The organism is Pseudomonas sp. MWU16-30322 (assembly GCF_020515535.1).
GTDB lineage: Bacteria > Pseudomonadota > Gammaproteobacteria > Pseudomonadales > Pseudomonadaceae > Aquipseudomonas > Aquipseudomonas fluorescens_H.
The window spans coordinates 21,662-41,682 of sequence record NZ_JAIWYL010000009.1; the positions used below are offsets into that span (position 1 = coordinate 21,662).

Here is a 20,021-nt window from a genome sequence, read left to right on the forward strand (position 1 = left end):
ACATGCAATTAAATGTAAATGACGCTCAAGCGATCGAAGTTTCCGAACTGACATTTGGCGGCGAATTCAACGAGACGCTGGTTCACCAAGCAGTCGTGGCCTACATGGCCGGCGGCCGTCAAGGTAGCAAGCAGCAAAAGACCCGTTCCGACGTTCGTGGTGGCGGCAAGCGCCCATGGCGTCAGAAAGGTACTGGCCGTGCTCGTGCCGGTACTATCCGTAGCCCAATCTGGCGTGGCGGCGGTACCACTTTCGCAGCTCGTCCACAGGATCACTCCCAGAAGCTGAACAAGAAGATGTATCGCGCAGCAATGCGTTCCATCCTTGCTGAGCTGGTGCGTACTGATCGTCTGGTCGTGGTTCAGGATTTCGCTGTTGAAACTCCGAAAACCAAAGATCTGCTGGGCAAGCTGAACAACATGAGCCTGACCGATGTTCTCATCGTGTCGGACGCTGTTGATCAGAACCTGTACCTGGCTGCTCGTAACCTGCCACACGTAGATGTACGTGACGTGCAAGGTTCCGATCCAGTTAGTCTGATCGCATACGACAAGGTGTTGATCACCGTGTCGGCCGTGAAGAAATTCGAGGAGCTGCTGGGATGAACCAGGAACGCGTATTTAAAGTTCTGCTTGGCCCGCACGTTTCCGAGAAGGCTACGGTTCTGGCAGACAAGAAAGGCCAGTTCGTTTTCAAGGTTGCTACTGATGCAACCAAGCTGGAAATCAAGAAGGCCGTCGAAAGCCTGTTCAGTGTGAAAGTAGAGCGCGTCACTACCCTGAACGTTCTGGGTAAGAGCAAGCGCACTGCTCGCGGTCTGGGCAAGCGTAATGACTGGAAGAAGGCAGTTATCTCCCTTCAGCCAGGCCAAGATCTCGATTTCAGCAGCAGTGCTGAGTAAGGAAGGGGTGCATCATGGCAATCGTTAAATGCAAACCGACTTCCCCTGGCCGCCGTTTTGTGGTCAAGGTGGTCAACCAGGAGCTGCATAAAGGCGCTCCTCACGCACCGCTGCTCGAGAAAAAATCGAAGACTGGTGGTCGTAACAACAATGGCCGTATTACCACTCGTCACATCGGTGGTGGTCATAAGCAGCATTACCGTATGGTCGATTTCCGTCGCAACGACAAAGATGGCATCGTCGCCACTGTCGAGCGTATCGAATACGATCCAAACCGTACTGCTCACATCGCACTGCTCTGCTACGCAGACGGCGAGCGCCGCTACATCATCGCCCCTAAAGGCGTGAGTGCTGGCGACCAGCTGATCGCAGGCGCTCTGGCTCCAATCAAGCCAGGCAACGCTCTGCAACTGCGCAACATTCCAGTCGGTTCTACCGTACACGGCATCGAACTGAAGCCAGGTAAAGGCGCACAGATCGCTCGTTCCGCTGGTGCTTCGGCTCAGCTGATCGCTCGTGAAGGCGTGTACGTTACCCTGCGTCTGCGTTCCGGTGAAATGCGTAAAGTCCTGGCTGAATGCCGTGCGACCCTGGGCGAAGTCTCGAACTCCGAGCACAGCCTGCGTTCGCTGGGTAAAGCTGGTGCCAAACGCTGGCGTGGCGTTCGCCCAACCGTTCGTGGTGTTGCCATGAACCCGGTTGACCACCCACATGGTGGTGGTGAAGGTCGTACCTCTGGTGGTCGTCATCCGGTATCGCCATGGGGCTTCCCGACTAAGGGCGCGAAGACTCGTGGTAATAAGCGTACCGACAAAATGATCGTCCGTCGTCGCAAGTAAATAGAGGGATACGACAGTGCCACGTTCTCTGAAAAAAGGTCCTTTTATTGATCTTCACCTACTGAAGAAGATCGAAGTGGCGGCGGAAAAGAACGATCGCAAACCAATTAAAACCTGGTCGCGTCGTTCGATGATCCTGCCACAAATGGTCGGTCTGACCATCGCAGTACACAACGGCCGTCAGCACGTCCCAGTTCTCGTGAACGAAGACATGGTTGGCCATAAACTGGGCGAGTTCGCCGGTACCCGCACTTATCGTGGGCACGTGGCTGACAAGAAAGCCAAGCGTTAAGGGGTAAGGAAATGGAAGTAGCCGCTAAGTTGTCGGGCGCTCGAATCTCCGCCCAGAAAGCCCGCTTGGTCGCCGACCAGATCCGCGGGAAGAAGGTGGGCGAAGCGCTCAACCTGTTGGCTTTCAGCAGTAAGAAAGCCGCCGAGATCATGAAAAAAGTGCTGGAGTCGGCCGTAGCCAACGCCGAGCATAACGAAGGCGCAGACGTTGATGACCTGAAGGTAAGCACCGTTTTCGTCAACGAAGGGCGTTCGCTGAAGCGCATCATGCCACGTGCCAAAGGCCGTGCTGATCGCATCGTCAAGCGGTCTTGCCATATCACTGTCAAGGTTGCTGACAAGTAACGGAGTCGAAGAGATGGGTCAGAAAGTACATCCCATTGGCATTCGCCTGGGAATCGTCAAGGAGCACACCTCCGTCTGGTACGCAGACGGTCGGACTTATGCGGACTACTTGTTCGCTGATCTGAAGGTGCGTGAGTATCTCCAAGACAAACTAAAAAGCGCGTCCGTAAGCCGTATCGATATCCATCGTCCGGCCCAAACTGCACGTATCACCATCCACACCGCTCGTCCAGGTATCGTTATCGGGAAGAAAGGTGAAGATGTTGAGAAACTGCGTCAGGACCTGACCAAGCAAATGGGTGTGCCTGTGCACATCAATATCGAAGAGATCCGCAAGCCGGAACTCGACGGTATGCTGGTTGCGCAGAGCGTAGCTCAGCAGCTGGAGCGTCGCGTAATGTTCCGTCGCGCTATGAAGCGCGCAGTACAGAACGCCATGCGCATTGGTGCCAAAGGCATCAAAATCCAAGTGAGCGGTCGTCTCGGCGGTGCTGAAATCGCACGTACTGAATGGTATCGCGAAGGTCGTGTGCCACTGCACACCCTGCGTGCCGACATCGACTATGCCAACTACGAAGCTCACACCACTTATGGTGTGATCGGTGTAAAGGTTTGGATCTTCAAAGGCGAAGTAATTGGTGGTCGCCAAGAAGAGCTGAAGCCACAAGCACCAGCGCCTCGTAAAAAAGCTGCTAAGTAAGGGGTACGCCAAATGTTGCAACCAAAGCGTACGAAGTTCCGCAAGCAGATGACCGGCCACAACCGTGGTCTGGCACTGCGCGGTAGCAAAGTCAGCTTCGGCGAGTTCGCGCTGAAGTCTGTTGCTCGTGGTCGTCTCACCGCTCGTCAGATCGAGTCAGCGCGTCGTGCTCTGACCCGTCACGTAAAACGTGGCGGCAAGATCTGGATCCGTGTATTCCCGGACAAGCCGATCTCCAAAAAACCTCTCGAGGTTCGTATGGGTAAAGGTAAGGGTAACGTGGAGTACTGGGTTGCCCAGATTCAGCCAGGTAAAGTCCTGTATGAGATCGAGGGTGTTTCTGAAGAGCTGGCGCGTGAGGCTTTCGCCCTGGCTGCTGCAAAGCTGCCGCTCGCCACCTCCTTTGTTAAACGGACGGTGATGTGATGAAAGCGAATGAACTTCGTGAAAAATCCGCACAGCAGCTGAACGAGCAACTGCTCGGCTTGCTGCGCGACCAGTTCAATCTGCGCATGCAGAAAGCAACTGGCCAGTTGGGGCAGTCTCATCTGCTCTCGCAAGTTAAGCGTGACATCGCTCGCGTGAAGACTGTGCTCAACCAGCAGGCAGGTAAGTGATCATGGCTGAAGCCGAAAAAACTGTCCGTACGCTGACTGGCCGTGTTGTCAGCGACAAGATGGACAAAACCATCACCGTTCTGATCGAGCGTCGCGTTAAGCACCCGATCTACGGTAAATACGTTAAGCGTTCGACTAAGCTGCACGCGCACGACGAAACCAATCAGTGCCACATCGGCGACAAAGTCACTATTCGTGAAACTCGTCCGATGGCCAAGACCAAGTCTTGGGCGCTGGTTGATGTTCTCGAACGCGCTGTGGAAGTCTAAGGGCTAGGGGTCGGAGAAATTATATGATTCAGACTCAATCCATGCTCGATGTGGCCGATAACAGCGGCGCTCGCCGCGTTATGTGCATCAAGGTGCTGGGTGGCTCCCATCGTCGTTACGCTGGTATCGGTGACATCATCAAAGTTACCGTGAAGGAAGCAATTCCTCGCGGTAAGGTGAAAAAAGGCCAAGTGATGACTGCTGTTGTAGTCCGCACTCGTCACGGCGTACGTCGTGCTGATGGCTCCATTATCCGCTTTGATGGCAACGCTGCTGTTCTTCTGAACAACAAGCAAGAGCCGATCGGCACCCGTATCTTTGGGCCAGTGACCCGTGAACTTCGTACTGAGAAGTTCATGAAGATCGTCTCGCTCGCCCCAGAAGTGCTGTAAGGAGATCCGACATGCAAAAGATTCGTCGTGACGACGAGATCATCGTGATCGCCGGCAAAGACAAAGGTAAGCGCGGTAAGGTGCTGAAGGTTCTTGCTGACAACCGTCTGGTTGTTGGTGGTCTGAACCTGGTCAAGCGTCATACCAAGCCTAACCCGATGTCGGGCGTACAGGGCGGTATCGTCGAGAAAGAAGCGCCACTGCACGCTTCCAACGTCGCCATCTTCAACGGCGAAACCAACAAGGCTGACCGCGTTGGTTTCAAAGTAGAAGACGGTAAGAAAATTCGTGTCTTCAAGTCGACCCAAAAAGCGGTTGATGCTTGAACACTGCTAGGTAGAAGACCATGGCACGACTAAAAGAGATTTACCGGAAGGAAATCGCTCCGAAACTTAAGGAAGAACTTAAGCTTTCGAACGTGATGGAAGTTCCGCGCGTTACCAAAATCACCCTGAACATGGGTCTGGGCGAAGCGATCGGCGACAAAAAAGTCATCGAGCACGCTGTTGCTGACCTGGAAAAGATCACCGGCCAAAAAGTCGTTGTGACCTACGCTCGTAAATCCATCGCTGGCTTTAAAGTCCGTGAAGGATGGCCGATCGGCGTCAAGGTGACTCTGCGCCGTGAGCGTATGTACGAGTTCCTGGATCGTCTGCTGTCGATCTCCCTGCCTCGGGTTCGCGACTTCCGCGGCCTGAATGCCAAGTCCTTCGATGGTCGTGGCAACTACAGCATGGGCGTGAAAGAGCAGATCATTTTCCCGGAAATCGACTACGACAAGATCGATGCTCTCCGCGGTCTGGACATTACCCTGACCACCACTGCCAAGAACGATGATGAAGGCCGCGCTCTGCTGCGTGCTTTCAAATTCCCGTTCCGCAACTGATTGGAGTAGGAAAATGGCCAAGAAGAGCATGAAAAACCGTGAGCTGAAGCGTCAGCTCACTGTTGCCAAGTACGCCACCAAGCGTGCAGCGCTGAAAGCTATCATCGTCGATCTGAACGCAAGTCCAGAAGCGCGTTGGGAAGCTACCGTAGCTCTGCAGAAGCAACCACGTGACGCAAGCGCTTCGCGCATGCGTAACCGTTGCCGCCTGACTGGTCGTCCGCACGGCGTTTACCGCAAGTTCGGCCTGGGCCGTAACAAACTGCGTGAAGCGGCAATGCGTGGTGACGTTCCAGGTCTGGTTAAAGCCAGCTGGTAATCGCTGTCAAAGCCTTGATGGTCGGGGTCGCAAGAACCTGACCATCGGTGGCCTTGAATCTGAATCAAGCCCCTTTTGGGGCTTGATTCATTTCTGGGGTGTGTCTAGAATGACCGGCTCGCCTGAGCCCGTGTTTTTCATGCCCGGAGTTTCTCGGCGACAAGTAGTAGCCGCAAGGCTAATTTTTCTGTATTAGGAGCGTCTAGCCCATGAGTATGCAGGACCCGTTAGCGGACATGCTAACTCGAATCCGTAATGCCCAGATGGCTGAAAAGTCCGTCGTAAGCATGCCTTCTTCCACGTTGAAGGTGGCTGTAGCTAAAGTCCTGAAGGACGAAGGTTACATCGCGGGTTATCAGATCAGCAGCGAAACCAAACCACTGCTGTCTATCGAGCTGAAATATTTCGAAGGCCGTCCGGTTATCGAAGAAGTCAAGCGCGTTAGCCGTCCAGGCCTGCGTCAGTACAAGTCCGTCGAAGATCTGCCTAAAGTACGTGGCGGTCTCGGTGTGTCTATCGTCTCCACCAACAAAGGTGTGATGACTGATCGTGCTGCGCGCGCTGCCGGTGTCGGCGGCGAAGTTCTTTGCACTGTGTTCTAAGGGGGGATAAGCATGTCTCGCGTCGCTAAGAACCCCGTTAAGCTGCCAGCCGGTGTCGAAGTAAAATTCGCAGGCCAACAGCTTTCGGTGAAGGGTGCCAAGGGTACTCTTGAACTGAACATCCATTCGTCCGTTGAGATCGTTGAAGAAGCTGGTGAGCTGCGTTTCGCTGCTCGCAATGGCGATCAACAGACTCGCGCAATGGCCGGTACCACGCGTGCGTTGGTAAACAACATGGTCCAAGGCGTAAGCCAAGGCTTCGAGCGTAAGCTCCAGCTGGTCGGTGTTGGTTACAAGGCGCAAGCAAAAGGTCAGGTGCTGAACCTGGCTCTTGGCTTCTCGCACCCAGTGGATTACGAACTGCCGGAAGGCATCACCGCTGAGACTCCTAGCCAGACCGATATCCTGATCAAGGGCATCGACAAGCAGCTGGTAGGTCAAGTGGCCGCCGAGATCCGCGACTTCCGTCCACCAGAGCCGTACAAAGGCAAAGGTGTGCGCTACGCGGACGAAGTCGTCCGTCGTAAAGAAGCCAAGAAGAAGTAGGGCATAGCAAATGACCGACAAAAAAGTTACTCGACTGCGTCGCGCTCGCAAAGCACGCCTGAAAATGCACGAACTCGAAGTCGTGCGTCTCTGCGTGTTCCGCTCTTCGCAGCACATCTACGCCCAGGTCATTTCGGCCGACGGCAACAAAGTCCTGGCAAGCGCCTCGACTTTGGATAAAGAACTGCGTGATGGCGCCACTGGCAACATCGACGCGGCCACTAAGGTTGGCCAGCTGGTCGCTACGCGTGCTAAGGCCGCTGGCGTCTCGCAGGTGGCTTTCGACCGCTCTGGCTTCAAGTACCACGGCCGCGTTAAAGCGCTGGCTGATGCTGCTCGTGAAGCTGGGCTGGAGTTCTAAGTTATGTCAAATAACGACCAAAAGCGCGACGAAGGCTACATCGAGAAGCTGGTTCAAGTTAACCGCGTAGCCAAAACCGTTAAAGGCGGCCGTATCTTCACTTTCACCGCGTTGACCGTGGTTGGTGATGGTAAAGGGCGTGTTGGCTTCGGCCGTGGCAAGTCGCGTGAAGTGCCTGCTGCGATCCAGAAGGCAATGGAAGCTGCTCGCCGCAACATGATTCAAGTTGACCTGAACGGCACTACCCTGCAGTACGCAATGAAGTCCGCTCACGGCGCTTCGAAGGTGTACATGCAGCCTGCTTCTGAAGGTACCGGTATCATCGCTGGCGGCGCTATGCGTGCTGTCCTCGAAGTTGCTGGCGTTCAGAACGTTCTGGCCAAGTGCTACGGCTCGACTAACCCGGTAAACGTGGTTCACGCCACTTTCAAGGGTCTGAAAGCCATGCAATCTCCTGAGTCCATCGCTGCCAAGCGTGGCTTGACTGTCAAGGAGATCTTCTGATCATGGCTACCGTTAAAGTAACGCTGATCAAAAGCATGACCGGCCGCATCCCTAACCACAAACTGTGCGTTAAGGGTCTGGGTCTGCGTCGCATCGGTCACACTGTAGAAGTCCAGGATACTCCCGAGAATCGCGGGATGATCAACAAGGCCTACTACATGCTGCGTGTCGAGGGTTAATCGATGAAACTCAATGATCTGAGTCCAGCGCCGGGTTCCCGTCGCGAAAAGCATCGTCCGGGCCGTGGTATCGGTAGCGGTTTGGGTAAGACTGGTGGCCGCGGCCACAAAGGTCAGACCTCCCGCTCCGGTGGCACCATTGCTCCAGGCTTTGAAGGCGGTCAACAGCCGCTGCATCGTCGCCTGCCGAAGTTCGGTTTCGTTTCCCTGAAAGCCATGGACCGCGCAGAAGTGCGTCTGTCCGAGCTGGCTAAAGTGGAAGGCGACATCGTCACCGTGCAGTCCCTGAAAGATGCCAACGTGATCAACGTCAACGTACAGCGTGTGAAAATCATGCTGTCCGGTGAAGTGACTCGCGCTGTCACTATCGGCAAGGGAATCGGCGCCACCAAAGGTGCGCGTGCGGCTATCGAAGCAGCTGGCGGCAAGTTCGAGGAATAAATGGCTAAGCAAGGTGCTCTCTCTGCGCTCGGCAAAGGCGGTATGTCTGAACTCTGGGCTCGTCTGCGTTTTCTGTTCCTGGCGATTATCGTCTACCGAATAGGCGCACACATCCCGGTTCCAGGTATCAACCCTGACCGACTCGCAGACCTGTTTCGACAGAATGAGGGGACCATTCTTAGCTTGTTCAACATGTTCTCCGGCGGCGCGCTGGAACGGATGAGCATCTTTGCACTGGGGATCATGCCGTACATTTCGGCATCGATCATCATGCAACTGATGACAGCCGTCAGCCCGCAGCTGGAGCAGTTGAAGAAGGAAGGTGAAGCTGGCCGTCGCAAGATCAGCCAGTACACCCGCTACGGCACCGTCGTCCTCGCTCTCGTTCAGGCTATTGGCATGTCCATTGGTCTGGCGGGGCAGGGCGTTGCGTTCACTGGTGACTTTGGCTTCCATTTCGTCGCGGTATCCACTTTTGTGGCTGGTGCGATGTTCATGATGTGGCTGGGTGAGCAGATTACTGAGCGTGGTGTAGGCAACGGTATCTCGATGTTGATTTTTTCGGGTATCGTCGCCGGTCTTCCGAGAGCAATCGGGCAGTCTTTCGAGTCTGCGCGTCAGGGTGATATCAATATCTTCGCCTTGGTTGCCATCGGTTTGCTGGCAGTAGCGATTATCGGTTTCGTGGTGTTCATTGAGCGTGGTCAGCGTCGTATCGCTGTTCACTACGCCAAGCGTCAGCAGGGCCGCAAGGTTTTTGCTGCGCAGACAAGCCACTTGCCGCTGAAGGTGAACATGGCCGGCGTTATTCCGGCTATTTTCGCGAGCAGCATTTTGCTGTTCCCGGCTTCGTTGGGTGCCTGGTTTGGTCAGTCTGAAGGTATGGGCTGGTTGCAGGACATCTCGCAGTCGATCGCTCCTGGTCAGCCGTTGAATATTCTGCTGTTTAGTGCAGGGATTATTTTCTTCTGCTTCTTCTATACGGCGTTGATGTTCAATCCGAAAGACGTAGCGGAAAACCTGAAGAAGTCCGGTGCCTTTATTCCGGGCATCCGTCCAGGTGAGCAGTCTGCGCGCTACATTGATGGCGTACTGACTCGCTTGACCATGTTCGGTGCTCTTTACATGACGGCCGTGTGCCTGTTGCCCCAGTTCCTGGTGGTTGCAGCAAACGTTCCGTTCTACCTTGGCGGGACCTCGTTGCTGATCGTGGTCGTGGTTGTGATGGACTTCATGTCCCAAGTACAATCGCACCTCGTTTCGCACCAGTACGAATCCCTGATGAAGAAAGCCAACCTGAAGGGTTACGGCAGCGGCATGTTGCGCTGAGTACCCATAAGGTTCGAGGAGTTGGTGATGAAAGTTCGTGCATCGGTGAAAAAGCTGTGCCGTAACTGCAAGATTATTCGCCGCGAAGGTGTTGTTCGAGTAATTTGCAGCGCGGAACCGCGTCACAAACAGCGCCAAGGCTGAGTGTGATTGTGCTTCAAGCCCGGCAGCTAGTGCGCTGCCGGGTTGATTATTTGTTATTACAGCGATATTATCTCGCGCCCTATTTCTTGGCTTCCGGGGCGTAGGTAGCTGTCAATTGGAGTCCCACTGAATGGCCCGTATTGCAGGCGTTAACATTCCAGATAACAAGCATACTGTTATCTCGCTGACCTACATCTATGGTGTTGGTCGCACTACTGCGCAGAAAATCTGTGCAGACACTGGGGTAAACCCAGCAGCAAAGATCAAAGATCTGAGCGACGAGCAAATTGAACAGCTGCGTGGCGAAGTGGCGAAGTTCACCACTGAAGGTGACCTGCGTCGCGAAATCAACATGAAAATCAAGCGCTTGATGGACCTCGGTTGCTATCGCGGTCTGCGTCATCGTCGCGGTCTTCCAGTACGCGGTCAGCGTACCAAGACCAACGCGCGTACCCGTAAAGGTCCGCGTAAGCCGATCCGCAAGTAATCGCCCCAGCGAATCGACAGGAATTTAATCATGGCAAAACCTGCTGCTCGTCCTCGTAAAAAAGTTAAAAAGACAGTGGTTGATGGCATCGCCCACATCCATGCTTCTTTTAACAACACCATCGTGACCATTACCGACCGTCAAGGTAACGCTCTTTCCTGGGCTACCTCCGGTGGTTCGGGTTTCCGCGGTTCCCGCAAGTCCACCCCGTTCGCTGCTCAAGTAGCTGCTGAGCGTGCTGGTCAAGCTGCGCTGGAATACGGCCTGAAAAACCTCGACGTTAACGTCAAGGGTCCAGGTCCAGGTCGTGAATCCGCAGTCCGCGCTTTGAACGGCTGTGGCTACAAGATCGCCAGCATCACCGACGTGACGCCAATCCCGCACAACGGGTGCCGTCCGCCGAAGAAGCGCCGCGTGTAATCCAGGAGATTGTAAAGAATGGCTCGTTACATTGGTCCAAAATGCAAACTCGCTCGTCGCGAAGGCACCGATCTCTTCTTGAAGAGCGGCGTGCGCGCGATCGAATCGAAGTGCAACATTGAAGCAGCACCTGGTATCCACGGCCAACGCCGCGGTCGCCAGTCCGACTACGGCACCCAACTGCGTGAAAAGCAGAAGGTCCGTCGTATTTACGGCGTTCTCGAGCGTCAGTTCAGCGGCTACTACAAAGAAGCTGCTGGCAAGAAAGGTGCAACCGGTGAAAACCTGCTGCAACTGCTCGAATGCCGTCTGGACAACGTTGTATACCGTATGGGCTTTGGTTCGACTCGTGCCGAATCCCGTCAGCTGGTATCGCACAAGTCGATCAGCGTTAACGGTCAGACCGTAAACGTTCCGTCGTATCAGGTTCGTGCTGGTGACGTGGTCGCAGTTCGCGAGAAAGCAAAAAACCAACTTCGCATTGTCCAAGCTCTCGATCTGTGTGCCCAACGTGGCCGCGTAGAATGGGTAGAAGTAGACACTGAGAAGAAGTCGGGCGTTTTCAAGAACGTTCCTGCTCGCAGTGATCTGTCCGCCGACATCAACGAAAGCCTGATTGTCGAGCTCTACTCCAAGTAAGGGCTAGAAAATAGGTGCATCCATGCAGATTTCGGTAAATGAGTTCCTGACACCCCGCCACATTGATGTGCAGGTTGTCAGTCCAACCCGCGCCAAGATCACTCTCGAGCCTCTCGAGCGTGGTTTTGGCCACACCCTGGGCAACGCGCTGCGCCGCATCCTGTTGTCCTCAATGCCCGGCTGCGCAGTAGTCGAGGCCGAGATTGACGGTGTGCTCCACGAGTACAGCGCCATCGAAGGTGTACAGGAAGACGTAATTGAAATCCTGTTGAACCTTAAAGGTCTGGCCATCAAGCTGCACGGTCGTGACGAAGTTACGCTGACCTTGTCGAAGAAGGGTTCGGGGGTGGTTACCGCTGCCGATATTCAGCTGGATCATGATGTCGAGATCGTTAACCCCGATCACGTAATCGCTAACCTGGCGTCTAACGGCGCCCTGAACATGAAGCTCACCGTAGCTCGTGGTCGTGGTTATGAACCAGCCGACTCGCGTCAGAGCGATGAAGATGAAAGCCGCAGCATTGGTCGCTTGCAGCTTGACTCTTCGTTCAGCCCGGTTCGCCGTATCGCATACGTGGTGGAAAACGCCCGTGTCGAGCAGCGTACCAACCTGGACAAGCTGGTTATTGATCTGGAAACCAACGGTACTCTGGATCCTGAAGAGGCTATCCGCCGCGCTGCAACCATCCTGCAACAGCAGTTGGCTGCGTTCGTCGACCTCAAAGGTGACAGTGAGCCAGTGGTTGTCGAGCAGGAAGACGAGATCGATCCGATCCTGCTTCGCCCGGTTGACGATCTGGAACTGACTGTACGTTCGGCTAACTGCCTTAAGGCGGAAAACATCTACTACATCGGTGACCTGATTCAGCGTACCGAAGTAGAGCTGTTGAAGACTCCGAACCTGGGCAAGAAATCCTTGACTGAAATCAAGGACGTTCTGGCCTCCCGCGGTCTGTCCCTCGGCATGCGCCTCGACAACTGGCCGCCTGCAAGTCTTAAGAAGGACGACAAGGCGACTGCCTGATCGTCGTAATCACCGAACGTAGTGTTTGGTAAGGAATGAACCATGCGTCATCGTAAAAGTGGGCGTCACCTGAGCCGCACCAGCTCGCACCGCAAGGCCATGTTCCAAAACATGGCGGTGTCGTTGTTCGAGCACGAGCTGATCAAGACTACTCTGCCAAAAGCCAAAGAACTGCGCCGCGTTGCCGAGCCGCTGATCACTCTGGCCAAGACAGACAGCCTGGCTAACCGCCGTCTGGCTTTCGACCGTACTCGTTCGAAAGCTATCGTTGGTAAGCTCTTCAACGACCTGGGCAAGCGTTACGCTACCCGTGAGGGTGGCTACCTGCGCATCCTCAAGTGCGGTTTCCGCGCTGGCGACAACGCGCCTATGGCGTACGTCGAGTTGGTTGATCGTGCTACTGCTGGCGAAGCTGTATCCGCCGAGTAAGACGTCAGTCTGAAACGAAAAACCGGGCCTAGTGCCCGGTTTTTTGTGTCCGCAAGAAAAAGCGCTGTTCGTACAAGCTTCTGACATTGTTCAGTTGTCACTATGTGCTGGGAAACATCATTAGTAATTATCTATCGATGGTTGCAAGTTAATGAATTTGTAGGTGTCACATCGATGATCAATACTTCCCAGCAAGCCGATTAGCCGGCAGTTTCAAGACTGACAGAGGAAGAAGACCGTATGAGCCAGATCAAAACGCTTACGACCGCCAGTGGCGCACCTGTCGCTGATAACCAGAATTCTCGCTCCGCCGGCCCTCGTGGCCCGTTGCTGCTCGACGATTTTCACCTGATCGAGAAGCTTGCCCATTTCAACCGTGAAAATATTCCTGAGCGCCGCGTACACGCCAAAGGCTCGGGTGCTTACGGTACTTTTATTGTTACCCGCGACATTACCGAGTACACCAGCGCCAAGCTGTTCGAATCCGTAGGCAAACAAACCCCGACATTCCTGCGTTTCTCTACCGTTGGCGGTGAGCGTGGTTCGGCTGACACCGAGCGTGATCCGCGCGGTTTTGCTCTGAAGTTTTACACCGAGGAAGGCAACTGGGACATCGTTGGCAACAATACTCCGGTGTTCTTCATTCGTGACCCGCTGAAATTTCCCGACTTTATCCACACCCAGAAGCGTCTGCCGCAGAGCAACCTGAAAAGCGCGCAAATGATGTGGGACTTCTGGTCGCATTCGCCTGAAGCGCTGCACCAGGTGACCATCCTGTTCTCGGATCGCGGCATCCCCGACGGCTACCGTCATATGCACGGTTTTGGCAGCCACACCTACAGCCTGATCAACGCAAGAGGCGAGCGTCACTGGGTGAAATGGCACTACAAGACCCAGCAAGGGATCAAGAATCTCGCGCCGGCTGAAGCTGCTCGTCTGGCCGGTAACGATCCGGATTACGCGCAGCGTGACCTGTTCGAGGCCATCGAGCGTGGCGACTTCCCGAAATGGCGTGTGTGCATTCAGATCATGACCGAAGCTCAGGCTGCGGCACATTACGAGAACCCGTTCGATGTGACCAAGACCTGGTCGCAGAAGGAATTCCCACTGATCGAAGTCGGTGAGCTGGAGCTGAACCGCAATCCGCTGAACTACTTCGCCGAGGTTGAGCAAGCTGCATTTGGCCCTAGCAACATGGTGCCCGGTGTCGGTCTGTCGCCGGATCGCATGCTGCAAGGCCGCGTGTTCGCTTACGCCGATGCGCACCGTTACCGCGTGGGTACCAATCACCAACAATTGCCTGTAAACGCGCCGCGCAGCCCGGTGAACACTTATCAGCGCGACGGTTCGATGGCGTTCGGCAGCAACGGTGGTGCAGCACCCAACTACGAACCGAACAGCTACATCGAATCACCGAAACAAGCCCCGCACTACGCCGAACCCGCGCTGGCCTTGAGCGGTGCTGCTGATCGTTACGATCATCGCGAAGATACGGACTACTACAGCCACGCCGGTGCGCTGTTCCGCCTGATGAATGACGAGCAGAAGGCCTTGCTGGTCAGCAATATCGCCGGCGCCATGAATGGTGTTTCGCCTGATGTGGTTGACCGTCAGTTGCAACATTTCTTCAAAGCTGACCCGGTGTATGGAGAAGCAGTCGCAAAGCTGCTCAACGTACAGCTTAACGAAGTCTAAACGAGAAGCAGAACCGCCCTCATTAGGGCGGTTTTTGCGTTATTTAGGCTGATTTTCTCAGAATATCTTCGCTTTTATTGCGCGAAACCGGGTGACCTTCCGGTCAGCTTGGTTCAAACTACAGACTTTCAAGCAGGGAGATGTAGGGCGATGCAAGGCCACCCAGACGTTATCGATTACCTCAACACGTTGCTGACCGGCGAACTGGCCGCGCGTGACCAATATTTTGTGCACTCGCGGATGTATGAGGACTGGGGTTTCACCAAGCTCTACGAACGAATCAACCACGAGATGGAAGAGGAAGCAGGTCACGCAGACGCACTGATGCGCCGGATCCTGATGCTCGAAGGCACCCCGCGCATGCGCCCGGACGATCTCGACGTCGGTACCACCGTGCCGGAAATGCTGGAAGCCGATCTGCGTCTTGAATACAAAGTTCGCGCCGCACTGTGCAAAGGCATTGAGCTGTGCGAGCAGCACAAGGACTACGTCAGTCGCGAGATTCTGCGCATTCAGCTCAACGACACCGAAGAAGATCACACCTACTGGCTGGAAAAGCAGTTGGGCCTGATCAAACTCATCGGTCTCGAGAATTACCTGCAATCCCACACCTGATTGCACAGACACAAAAAAGCCCCTGTCATTGATGAAGTGACAGGGGCTTTTTCGTTCCTGGCTTTTAAGCCCGGTCGCGAATCAACAACGGCTTGAGGTAATGACCCGTGTGAGACTGCTTCATCTCGGCCACTTCCTCAGGCGTGCCGGTGGCGATGATCTGCCCACCCTTGGAGCCGCCCTCCGGCCCGAGATCCACCAACCAGTCGGCAGTCTTGATGACGTCCAGGTTGTGTTCGATCACCACCACGGTATTGCCGTGGTCGCGCAAGCGATGCAGCACGTCGAGCAACTGCTGGATATCGGCGAAGTGCAGGCCGGTGGTCGGCTCATCGAGGATATACAGGGTCTTGCCGGTGTCACGCTTGGACAGCTCGCGTGACAGCTTGACCCGTTGCGCTTCACCACCGGACAGCGTGGTCGCCGACTGCCCGAGTTTGATGTATGACAGGCCCACATCCATCAACGTCTGCAGCTTGCGCGCCAGCGCCGGTACCGCGTCGAAGAACTCCCGGGCTTCCTCGATGGTCATCTCGAGGGTTTCGTGGATGCTCTTGCCCTTGTATTTGATCTCAAGGGTTTCGCGGTTGTAGCGCTTGCTCTTGCACACATCGCAGGGCACGTAGATGTCCGGCAGGAAGTGCATTTCCACTTTGATCAAGCCGTCGCCCTGGCACGCCTCGCAGCGACCGCCCTTGACGTTGAACGAGAAACGCCCCGGGCCGTAACCTCGGGAGCGTGACTCGGGAACGCCGGCGAACAGTTCGCGGATCGGCGTGAACAGCCCGGTGTAGGTGGCCGGATTGGAGCGCGGCGTACGGCCGATCGGGCTTTGGTCAATGTCGACGACTTTGTCGAGATGTTCCAGGCCTTTGATGCTGTCGTGCGCGGCCGCTTCCAGCGTGGTCGCACCATTAAGTGCAGTAGCGCTCAACGGGAACAGCGTGTTGTTGATCAGCGTCGATTTGCCCGAGCCGGAAACGCCGGTCACGCAGGTCAGCAGGCCGATCGGGATTTCCAGGTCGACGTTGCGCAGGTTGTTGCCGCGCGCGCCCTTGAGCGACAGCGTCAGCTTCTTGTTACGCGGCGTGCGTTTGGCCGGCACTTCGATCTTCACCCGGCCCGACAGGTATTTACCGGTCAGGGAATCCGGGTGCGCCATGACTTCGGCCGGCGTACCTTCAGCCACGATCTGCCCGCCGTGCACCCCGGCGCCCGGGCCGATATCCACCACATAATCGGCCAGGCGAATCGCGTCTTCGTCGTGCTCGACCACGATCACCGTGTTGCCGATGTCGCGCAGGTGCTTGAGGGTGCCGAGCAAACGGTCGTTATCGCGCTGGTGCAGACCAATGGACGGTTCGTCGAGGATGTACAGCACCCCGACCAGACCGGCGCCGATCTGGCTCGCCAGACGAATGCGCTGCGCCTCGCCACCGGACAGGGTGTCGGCACTGCGATCCAGCGATAGATAGTCGAGGCCGACGTTGACCAGGAACTGCAGACGCTCGCGGATTTCCTTGAGGATCTTGTCGGCGATTTCGCCGCGACGGCCGGTCATCTTCAGCTCGCCGAAGTATTCGCAGGCATCGCCAATCGGCAGGTTGGTCACTGCCGGCAGGGTTTTCTCGCCAACCCACACGTGCCGCGCTTCGCGGCGCAGACGAGTGCCGCGGCAATCCGGGCAGGCCTGGGTGCTGAGGAACTTGGCCAGTTCTTCACGCACGCTGGCCGATTCGGTTTCGCGGTAGCGACGCTCAAGGTTCGGCACGATGCCTTCGAACGGGTGCGAACGTTTGACGATGTCGCCGCGATCGTTCAGATATTTGAAGTCGACATTCTGTGAGCCGCTGCCATGCAGAATGTGTTTCTGCTGTTCGGCGGTCAGCTCGTTGAACGGCTTCTCCAGGCTGAACTTGTAATGCGAAGCCAGCGAGCCGAGCATCTGGAAGTAATAGACGTTGCGCCGGTCCCAGCCGCGAATTGCGCCCTCGGCGAGAGTCAGTTCACCATTGACCAGGCGCTTGATGTCGAAGAACTGCTTCACGCCCAGACCATCGCAGGTCGGGCAGGCGCCGGCGGGGTTGTTGAAGGAGAACAGCTTCGGCTCCAGCTCGCTGATGGCGTGGCCACAGATCGGGCAGGCGAAGCGCGCGGAGAAGATCATCTCTTCGCCCGGCTCATCGTCCATCGGCGCCACCAAGGCAATGCCGTCCGCCAGCTTCAGTGCGGTCTCGAACGATTCGGCCAGACGCTGCTGCAGGTCGGCACGTACCTTGAAACGGTCGACGATCACATCGATCGAGTGCTTCTTCTGCTTGTCCAGTTTCGGCAGTTCGTCGAGCTCGCAAATGCGGCCGTTGACCCGGGCGCGGACGAAGCCTTGGGCGCGCAGTTCTTCGAACACCGACAAGTGTTCGCCCTTGCGCTCGCGGATCACCGGGGCCAGCAACATCAGTTTGCTGCCTTCCGGCTGGGCCAGCACCAGGTCGACCATCTGGCTGACGGTCTGCGCTTCCAGCGGAATGTCGTGATCGGGGCAGCGCGGCGTACCTACGCGTGCATAGAGCAGACGCAGGTAGTCGTAGATTTCGGTGATGGTGCCAACCGTGGAGCGCGGGTTGTGCGAGGTCGACTTCTGTTCGATGGAGATGGCCGGCGACAAACCTTCAATGGTGTCGACATCGGGCTTTTCCATCATCGACAGGAACTGTCGGGCGTAGGCCGACAGGGATTCGACATAGCGGCGCTGACCTTCGGCGTATAGCGTGTCGAAGGCCAGGGACGACTTGCCGGATCCGGACAGGCCGGTGATGACGATCAGCTTGTCCCGTGGCAGGGTCAGGTCGATGTTCTTCAAGTTGTGGGTACGGGCCCCACGTATCAGGATCTTGTCCAAAGTGGCCTCGCTCGGCGGGCGTCGAAAACGTAGGAGTATACGGGCAAATACTGGATGGATGCACACTATCAAACGAAGGGTTTTTTACCTTGCATGAAGAGAGTTTCATCTATACGCGTCATAGCGTCGCGATATACCCCGTCTTTCGATGGGACTGGTAGAATCGCCGCCGGTTCACACGAGGTTTTTCCATGCACGATCCCCACAGCGAACGCATGAGTGGCAGCGAGACCCGCGCAGCGAGCGGTCTGGCCCTGGTGTTCGCCTTCCGTATGCTTGGCATGTTCATGGTGTTGCCGGTACTGGCGACCTACGGCATGGACCTGGCGGGAGCGACCCCGGCCCTGATCGGGCTGGCGATTGGCGCTTACGGCCTGACCCAGGCGATTTTCCAGATTCCGTTCGGGATCATTTCCGACCGCATCGGCCGGCGTCCGGTGATTTTCCTCGGGCTGGTGGTCTTCGCCCTCGGCAGTGTACTGGCGGCCCAGGCCGATTCGATCTGGGGCGTGATCGCCGGGCGCATCTTGCAGGGCGCCGGGGCGATTTCTGCCGCGGTGATGGCCCTGCTCTCCGACCTGACCCGTGAACAACACCGCACCAAAGCCATGGCGATGATCGGCATGACCATCGGCCTGTCGTTCGCCGTGGCCATGGTGGTCGGGCCGCTGCTGACCCGTGCATTCGGCCTGTCCGGGCTGTTCCTCGCGACGGGCGGCATGGCCCTGTTCGGGATCGTCATCGTGATGTTCATGGTGCCGAAATCCACCGGGCCGTTGAGCCATCGTGAATCCGGCGTGGCGCGTCAGGCCTTGATGCCGACGCTCAGACATCCGGACCTGCTGCGTCTGGATCTGGGCATTTTTGTGTTGCACGCGATGTTGATGTCGAGCTTCGTCGCCCTGCCGCTGGCACTGGTGGAAAAGGCCGGGTTGCCCAAGGAGCAGCACTGGTGGGTTTATCTGACTGCGCTACTGATCTCTTTCTTCGCCATGATCCCGTTCATCATCTACGGCGAGAAAAAACGCAAAATGAAACGAATTTTGCTCGGTGCCGTCCTGACGTTGATGCTCACTGAGCTATTCTTCTGGCAGTTCGGTGACAGCTTGCGGGCCCTGGTGATCGGCACGGTGGTGTTCTTCACCGCGTTCAATCTGCTGGAAGCTTCGTTGCCGTCGCTGATCAGCAAGGTTTCACCGGCAGGCGGGAAGGGCACGGCGATGGGCGTGTATTCCACCAGCCAGTTCCTCGGTTCGGCACTCGGCGGGATACTCGGCGGCTGGCTGTTTCAGCATGGCGGTCTGTCGGTTGTGTTCCTTGGATGTGCCGGTCTGGCTGCCATCTGGCTGGCCTTTGCTGTTACCATGCGCGAACCTCCCTACGTGACGAGCCTGCGCTTGCCGTTGTCGCCCGAGGCGATCCGCGAAGCGGGTCTGGTCGAGCGCCTCAAGGCCCTCGTAGGGGTAACAGATGCAGTGATAGTTGCTGATGAAGCGGCTGTTTACATCAAACTGGACAAAGAATTAGTGGATCGCGACACCCTCGAACGCCTGGTGAACAACCCGGCCGAGGCTGCTTGCGAAGCCTAGGAGAACGTTATGGCCCGTGGGGTTAACAAAGTCATATTGGTCGGCACTTGCGGCCAGGATCCCGAAGTTCGCTACCTGCCTAACGGTAACGCCGTGACCAACCTGAGTCTGGCAACCAGCGAACAATGGACCGACAAGCAAACCGGTCAGAAGGTCGAGAAGACCGAATGGCACCGTGTTTCGATGTTCGGCAAGGTTGCCGAAATCGCCGGCGAATACCTGCGTAAAGGTTCGCAGGTTTACATCGAAGGCAAGCTGCAGACCCGCGAGTGGGAAAAAGACGGTATCAAGCGTTACACCACCGAAATCGTGGTCGACATGCAAGGCACCATGCAACTGCTCGGCGGCCGTCCTCAACAGGGCGATCAACAAGGCGGTGGCAACAACTACCAGCAGCAGGCGCCACGTCAACAGGCTCCACGCCCCCAGCAGTCGGCTCCGCAACAGCGCTCAGCCCCGGCTCCACAGCAGGCTGCACCGCAACCGGCTCCGGATTTCGACAGCTTCGATGACGACATTCCGTTCTAGCGCATACCTTAGACTTTTTTGTAAGGTTTAA

31 protein-coding genes are annotated in these 20,021 nt (G+C 56.3%); 30 read left to right on the forward strand and 1 reads right to left on the reverse strand.

Annotated elements, in window-relative coordinates; translation table 11 throughout:
• The first annotated feature begins 2 nt into the window (after positions 1-2).
• From rplD to bfr, 28 genes are all read left to right on the forward strand, one after another.
• Positions 3-605, forward strand: a complete 603-nt coding sequence (gene rplD, locus LCH64_RS19155) for a 50S ribosomal protein L4 (RefSeq protein ID WP_003228735.1) — start codon at positions 3-5, stop codon at positions 603-605.
• Entirely contained in the window at positions 602-901 is a 300-nt protein-coding gene (gene rplW, locus LCH64_RS19160; RefSeq protein WP_002555488.1) for a 50S ribosomal protein L23, read from the forward strand. Before rplD ends, rplW begins: the two co-directional genes overlap by 4 nt.
• Before the next feature lie 14 nt (positions 902-915).
• The gene (gene rplB, locus LCH64_RS19165) at positions 916-1,740 is read left to right on the forward strand and encodes a 50S ribosomal protein L2 (protein ID WP_003228734.1); all 825 of its coding nucleotides are present in this window, start codon (positions 916-918) and stop codon (positions 1,738-1,740) included.
• 16 nt (positions 1,741-1,756) lie between these two features.
• Positions 1,757-2,032, forward strand: coding sequence for a 30S ribosomal protein S19 (rpsS, locus tag LCH64_RS19170; protein WP_003228731.1), 276 nt, complete (start codon positions 1,757-1,759; stop codon positions 2,030-2,032).
• Positions 2,033-2,043: 11 nt separating this feature from the next.
• The gene (gene rplV / locus LCH64_RS19175) at positions 2,044-2,376 is read left to right on the forward strand and encodes a 50S ribosomal protein L22 (RefSeq protein ID WP_003103908.1); all 333 of its coding nucleotides are present in this window, start codon (positions 2,044-2,046) and stop codon (positions 2,374-2,376) included.
• A gap of 13 nt (positions 2,377-2,389) precedes the next feature.
• Positions 2,390-3,076, forward strand: a complete 687-nt coding sequence (gene rpsC / locus LCH64_RS19180) for a 30S ribosomal protein S3 (protein ID WP_003176422.1) — start codon at positions 2,390-2,392, stop codon at positions 3,074-3,076.
• A gap of 12 nt (positions 3,077-3,088) precedes the next feature.
• The gene (gene rplP, locus LCH64_RS19185; RefSeq protein ID WP_003228729.1) at positions 3,089-3,502 is read left to right on the forward strand and encodes a 50S ribosomal protein L16; all 414 of its coding nucleotides are present in this window, start codon (positions 3,089-3,091) and stop codon (positions 3,500-3,502) included.
• Positions 3,502-3,693 carry a 50S ribosomal protein L29 gene (gene rpmC, locus LCH64_RS19190; RefSeq protein ID WP_002555481.1) on the forward strand — a complete coding sequence of 64 codons (192 nt, stop codon included), beginning with the start codon at positions 3,502-3,504 and terminating at the stop codon, positions 3,691-3,693. Before rplP ends, rpmC begins: the two co-directional genes overlap by 1 nt.
• Positions 3,694-3,695: 2 nt before the next feature.
• Positions 3,696-3,962 carry a 30S ribosomal protein S17 gene (gene rpsQ, locus LCH64_RS19195; protein ID WP_003194644.1) on the forward strand — a complete coding sequence of 89 codons (267 nt, stop codon included), beginning with the start codon at positions 3,696-3,698 and terminating at the stop codon, positions 3,960-3,962.
• Positions 3,963-3,985: 23 nt separating this feature from the next.
• The gene (gene rplN, locus LCH64_RS19200; protein WP_002555479.1) at positions 3,986-4,354 is read left to right on the forward strand and encodes a 50S ribosomal protein L14; all 369 of its coding nucleotides are present in this window, start codon (positions 3,986-3,988) and stop codon (positions 4,352-4,354) included.
• An 11-nt stretch (positions 4,355-4,365) separates the two neighbouring features.
• Positions 4,366-4,680: a 50S ribosomal protein L24 gene (gene rplX, locus LCH64_RS19205; RefSeq protein WP_003186046.1), complete on the forward strand. Its 315-nt coding sequence runs from the start codon at positions 4,366-4,368 to the stop codon at positions 4,678-4,680.
• A gap of 20 nt (positions 4,681-4,700) precedes the next feature.
• The gene (gene rplE, locus LCH64_RS19210) at positions 4,701-5,240 is read left to right on the forward strand and encodes a 50S ribosomal protein L5 (RefSeq protein WP_003210069.1); all 540 of its coding nucleotides are present in this window, start codon (positions 4,701-4,703) and stop codon (positions 5,238-5,240) included.
• Between the two features lie 13 nt (positions 5,241-5,253).
• Positions 5,254-5,559: a 30S ribosomal protein S14 gene (gene rpsN, locus LCH64_RS19215; RefSeq protein ID WP_003228726.1), complete on the forward strand. Its 306-nt coding sequence runs from the start codon at positions 5,254-5,256 to the stop codon at positions 5,557-5,559.
• 209 nt (positions 5,560-5,768) lie between these two features.
• The gene (gene rpsH / locus LCH64_RS19220) at positions 5,769-6,161 is read left to right on the forward strand and encodes a 30S ribosomal protein S8 (protein ID WP_003228724.1); all 393 of its coding nucleotides are present in this window, start codon (positions 5,769-5,771) and stop codon (positions 6,159-6,161) included.
• A 12-nt stretch (positions 6,162-6,173) separates the two neighbouring features.
• Positions 6,174-6,707: a 50S ribosomal protein L6 gene (gene rplF / locus LCH64_RS19225; protein WP_003228722.1), complete on the forward strand. Its 534-nt coding sequence runs from the start codon at positions 6,174-6,176 to the stop codon at positions 6,705-6,707.
• A gap of 10 nt (positions 6,708-6,717) precedes the next feature.
• On the forward strand, positions 6,718-7,068 hold the full coding sequence (rplR, locus tag LCH64_RS19230; protein WP_003186037.1) for a 50S ribosomal protein L18: 351 nt from the start codon (positions 6,718-6,720) through the stop codon (positions 7,066-7,068).
• Between the two features lie 3 nt (positions 7,069-7,071).
• On the forward strand, positions 7,072-7,572 hold the full coding sequence (gene rpsE / locus LCH64_RS19235; protein ID WP_003176409.1) for a 30S ribosomal protein S5: 501 nt from the start codon (positions 7,072-7,074) through the stop codon (positions 7,570-7,572).
• Between the two features lie 2 nt (positions 7,573-7,574).
• The gene (rpmD, locus tag LCH64_RS19240) at positions 7,575-7,751 is read left to right on the forward strand and encodes a 50S ribosomal protein L30 (RefSeq protein WP_003176408.1); all 177 of its coding nucleotides are present in this window, start codon (positions 7,575-7,577) and stop codon (positions 7,749-7,751) included.
• Positions 7,752-7,754: 3 nt separating this feature from the next.
• Positions 7,755-8,192 carry a 50S ribosomal protein L15 gene (rplO, locus tag LCH64_RS19245; RefSeq protein ID WP_003228720.1) on the forward strand — a complete coding sequence of 146 codons (438 nt, stop codon included), beginning with the start codon at positions 7,755-7,757 and terminating at the stop codon, positions 8,190-8,192.
• A complete protein-coding gene (secY, locus tag LCH64_RS19250) occupies positions 8,193-9,521 on the forward strand; it encodes a preprotein translocase subunit SecY (RefSeq protein ID WP_003228718.1) in 1,329 nt (442 codons plus the stop codon).
• 27 nt (positions 9,522-9,548) lie between these two features.
• Positions 9,549-9,665 (forward strand): 50S ribosomal protein L36, encoded by a 117-nt coding sequence (gene rpmJ, locus LCH64_RS19255; protein ID WP_002555468.1) that lies wholly within the window; start codon positions 9,549-9,551, stop codon positions 9,663-9,665.
• A 130-nt stretch (positions 9,666-9,795) separates the two neighbouring features.
• Positions 9,796-10,152: a 30S ribosomal protein S13 gene (gene rpsM / locus LCH64_RS19260; protein WP_008374135.1), complete on the forward strand. Its 357-nt coding sequence runs from the start codon at positions 9,796-9,798 to the stop codon at positions 10,150-10,152.
• A gap of 30 nt (positions 10,153-10,182) precedes the next feature.
• Positions 10,183-10,572, forward strand: a complete 390-nt coding sequence (gene rpsK, locus LCH64_RS19265; protein WP_002555466.1) for a 30S ribosomal protein S11 — start codon at positions 10,183-10,185, stop codon at positions 10,570-10,572.
• A gap of 18 nt (positions 10,573-10,590) precedes the next feature.
• Positions 10,591-11,211 carry a 30S ribosomal protein S4 gene (gene rpsD / locus LCH64_RS19270; protein ID WP_003176404.1) on the forward strand — a complete coding sequence of 207 codons (621 nt, stop codon included), beginning with the start codon at positions 10,591-10,593 and terminating at the stop codon, positions 11,209-11,211.
• Between the two features lie 22 nt (positions 11,212-11,233).
• Positions 11,234-12,235: a DNA-directed RNA polymerase subunit alpha gene (gene rpoA / locus LCH64_RS19275; RefSeq protein WP_003186012.1), complete on the forward strand. Its 1,002-nt coding sequence runs from the start codon at positions 11,234-11,236 to the stop codon at positions 12,233-12,235.
• Between the two features lie 42 nt (positions 12,236-12,277).
• Positions 12,278-12,664 carry a 50S ribosomal protein L17 gene (gene rplQ / locus LCH64_RS19280; protein WP_003176402.1) on the forward strand — a complete coding sequence of 129 codons (387 nt, stop codon included), beginning with the start codon at positions 12,278-12,280 and terminating at the stop codon, positions 12,662-12,664.
• Positions 12,665-12,904: 240 nt separating this feature from the next.
• On the forward strand, positions 12,905-14,359 hold the full coding sequence (locus LCH64_RS19285) for a catalase (RefSeq protein ID WP_226501003.1): 1,455 nt from the start codon (positions 12,905-12,907) through the stop codon (positions 14,357-14,359).
• A gap of 150 nt (positions 14,360-14,509) precedes the next feature.
• Positions 14,510-14,974: a bacterioferritin gene (bfr, locus tag LCH64_RS19290; protein WP_025109504.1), complete on the forward strand. Its 465-nt coding sequence runs from the start codon at positions 14,510-14,512 to the stop codon at positions 14,972-14,974.
• 64 nt (positions 14,975-15,038) lie between these two features.
• On the opposite strand, the gene uvrA is transcribed toward bfr, so the two are convergent.
• Entirely contained in the window at positions 15,039-17,873 is a 2,835-nt protein-coding gene (gene uvrA, locus LCH64_RS19295) for an excinuclease ABC subunit UvrA (protein ID WP_003228713.1), read from the reverse strand.
• A 191-nt stretch (positions 17,874-18,064) separates the two neighbouring features.
• On the opposite strand from uvrA, the gene LCH64_RS19300 reads away from it, so the two are divergent.
• Together LCH64_RS19300 and LCH64_RS19305 are read left to right on the forward strand one after the other, a co-directional pair.
• Positions 18,065-19,462 carry an MFS transporter gene (locus LCH64_RS19300; protein WP_226501004.1) on the forward strand — a complete coding sequence of 466 codons (1,398 nt, stop codon included), beginning with the start codon at positions 18,065-18,067 and terminating at the stop codon, positions 19,460-19,462.
• Positions 19,463-19,471: 9 nt separating this feature from the next.
• Positions 19,472-19,990, forward strand: a complete 519-nt coding sequence (locus LCH64_RS19305; protein ID WP_003228709.1) for a single-stranded DNA-binding protein — start codon at positions 19,472-19,474, stop codon at positions 19,988-19,990.
• Positions 19,991-20,021: the final 31 nt, after the last annotated feature.

Bases quoted from the DNA above. Each gene is read 5' to 3' on its own strand.
- rplD (WP_003228735.1), top strand. From the start codon at position 3: ATGCAATTAAATGTAAATGACGCTCAAGCGATCGAAGTTTCCGAACTG.
- rplW (WP_002555488.1), top strand. From the start codon at position 602: ATGAACCAGGAACGCGTATTTAAAGTTCTGCTTGGCCCGCACGTTTCC.
- rplB (WP_003228734.1), top strand. From the start codon at position 916: ATGGCAATCGTTAAATGCAAACCGACTTCCCCTGGCCGCCGTTTTGTG.
- rplV (WP_003103908.1), top strand. From the start codon at position 2,044: ATGGAAGTAGCCGCTAAGTTGTCGGGCGCTCGAATCTCCGCCCAGAAA.
- rpsC (WP_003176422.1), top strand. From the start codon at position 2,390: ATGGGTCAGAAAGTACATCCCATTGGCATTCGCCTGGGAATCGTCAAG.
- rplP (WP_003228729.1), top strand. From the start codon at position 3,089: ATGTTGCAACCAAAGCGTACGAAGTTCCGCAAGCAGATGACCGGCCAC.
- rpmC (WP_002555481.1), top strand. From the start codon at position 3,502: ATGAAAGCGAATGAACTTCGTGAAAAATCCGCACAGCAGCTGAACGAG.
- rpsQ (WP_003194644.1), top strand. From the start codon at position 3,696: ATGGCTGAAGCCGAAAAAACTGTCCGTACGCTGACTGGCCGTGTTGTC.
- rplN (WP_002555479.1), top strand. From the start codon at position 3,986: ATGATTCAGACTCAATCCATGCTCGATGTGGCCGATAACAGCGGCGCT.
- rplX (WP_003186046.1), top strand. From the start codon at position 4,366: ATGCAAAAGATTCGTCGTGACGACGAGATCATCGTGATCGCCGGCAAA.
- rplE (WP_003210069.1), top strand. From the start codon at position 4,701: ATGGCACGACTAAAAGAGATTTACCGGAAGGAAATCGCTCCGAAACTT.
- rpsN (WP_003228726.1), top strand. From the start codon at position 5,254: ATGGCCAAGAAGAGCATGAAAAACCGTGAGCTGAAGCGTCAGCTCACT.
- rpsH (WP_003228724.1), top strand. From the start codon at position 5,769: ATGAGTATGCAGGACCCGTTAGCGGACATGCTAACTCGAATCCGTAAT.
- rplF (WP_003228722.1), top strand. From the start codon at position 6,174: ATGTCTCGCGTCGCTAAGAACCCCGTTAAGCTGCCAGCCGGTGTCGAA.
- rplR (WP_003186037.1), top strand. From the start codon at position 6,718: ATGACCGACAAAAAAGTTACTCGACTGCGTCGCGCTCGCAAAGCACGC.
- rpsE (WP_003176409.1), top strand. From the start codon at position 7,072: ATGTCAAATAACGACCAAAAGCGCGACGAAGGCTACATCGAGAAGCTG.
- rpmD (WP_003176408.1), top strand. From the start codon at position 7,575: ATGGCTACCGTTAAAGTAACGCTGATCAAAAGCATGACCGGCCGCATC.
- rplO (WP_003228720.1), top strand. From the start codon at position 7,755: ATGAAACTCAATGATCTGAGTCCAGCGCCGGGTTCCCGTCGCGAAAAG.
- secY (WP_003228718.1), top strand. From the start codon at position 8,193: ATGGCTAAGCAAGGTGCTCTCTCTGCGCTCGGCAAAGGCGGTATGTCT.
- rpmJ (WP_002555468.1), top strand. From the start codon at position 9,549: ATGAAAGTTCGTGCATCGGTGAAAAAGCTGTGCCGTAACTGCAAGATT.
- rpsM (WP_008374135.1), top strand. From the start codon at position 9,796: ATGGCCCGTATTGCAGGCGTTAACATTCCAGATAACAAGCATACTGTT.
- rpsK (WP_002555466.1), top strand. From the start codon at position 10,183: ATGGCAAAACCTGCTGCTCGTCCTCGTAAAAAAGTTAAAAAGACAGTG.
- rpsD (WP_003176404.1), top strand. From the start codon at position 10,591: ATGGCTCGTTACATTGGTCCAAAATGCAAACTCGCTCGTCGCGAAGGC.
- rpoA (WP_003186012.1), top strand. From the start codon at position 11,234: ATGCAGATTTCGGTAAATGAGTTCCTGACACCCCGCCACATTGATGTG.
- rplQ (WP_003176402.1), top strand. From the start codon at position 12,278: ATGCGTCATCGTAAAAGTGGGCGTCACCTGAGCCGCACCAGCTCGCAC.
- LCH64_RS19285 (WP_226501003.1), top strand. From the start codon at position 12,905: ATGAGCCAGATCAAAACGCTTACGACCGCCAGTGGCGCACCTGTCGCT.
- bfr (WP_025109504.1), top strand. From the start codon at position 14,510: ATGCAAGGCCACCCAGACGTTATCGATTACCTCAACACGTTGCTGACC.
- LCH64_RS19300 (WP_226501004.1), top strand. From the start codon at position 18,065: ATGCACGATCCCCACAGCGAACGCATGAGTGGCAGCGAGACCCGCGCA.
- LCH64_RS19305 (WP_003228709.1), top strand. From the start codon at position 19,472: ATGGCCCGTGGGGTTAACAAAGTCATATTGGTCGGCACTTGCGGCCAG.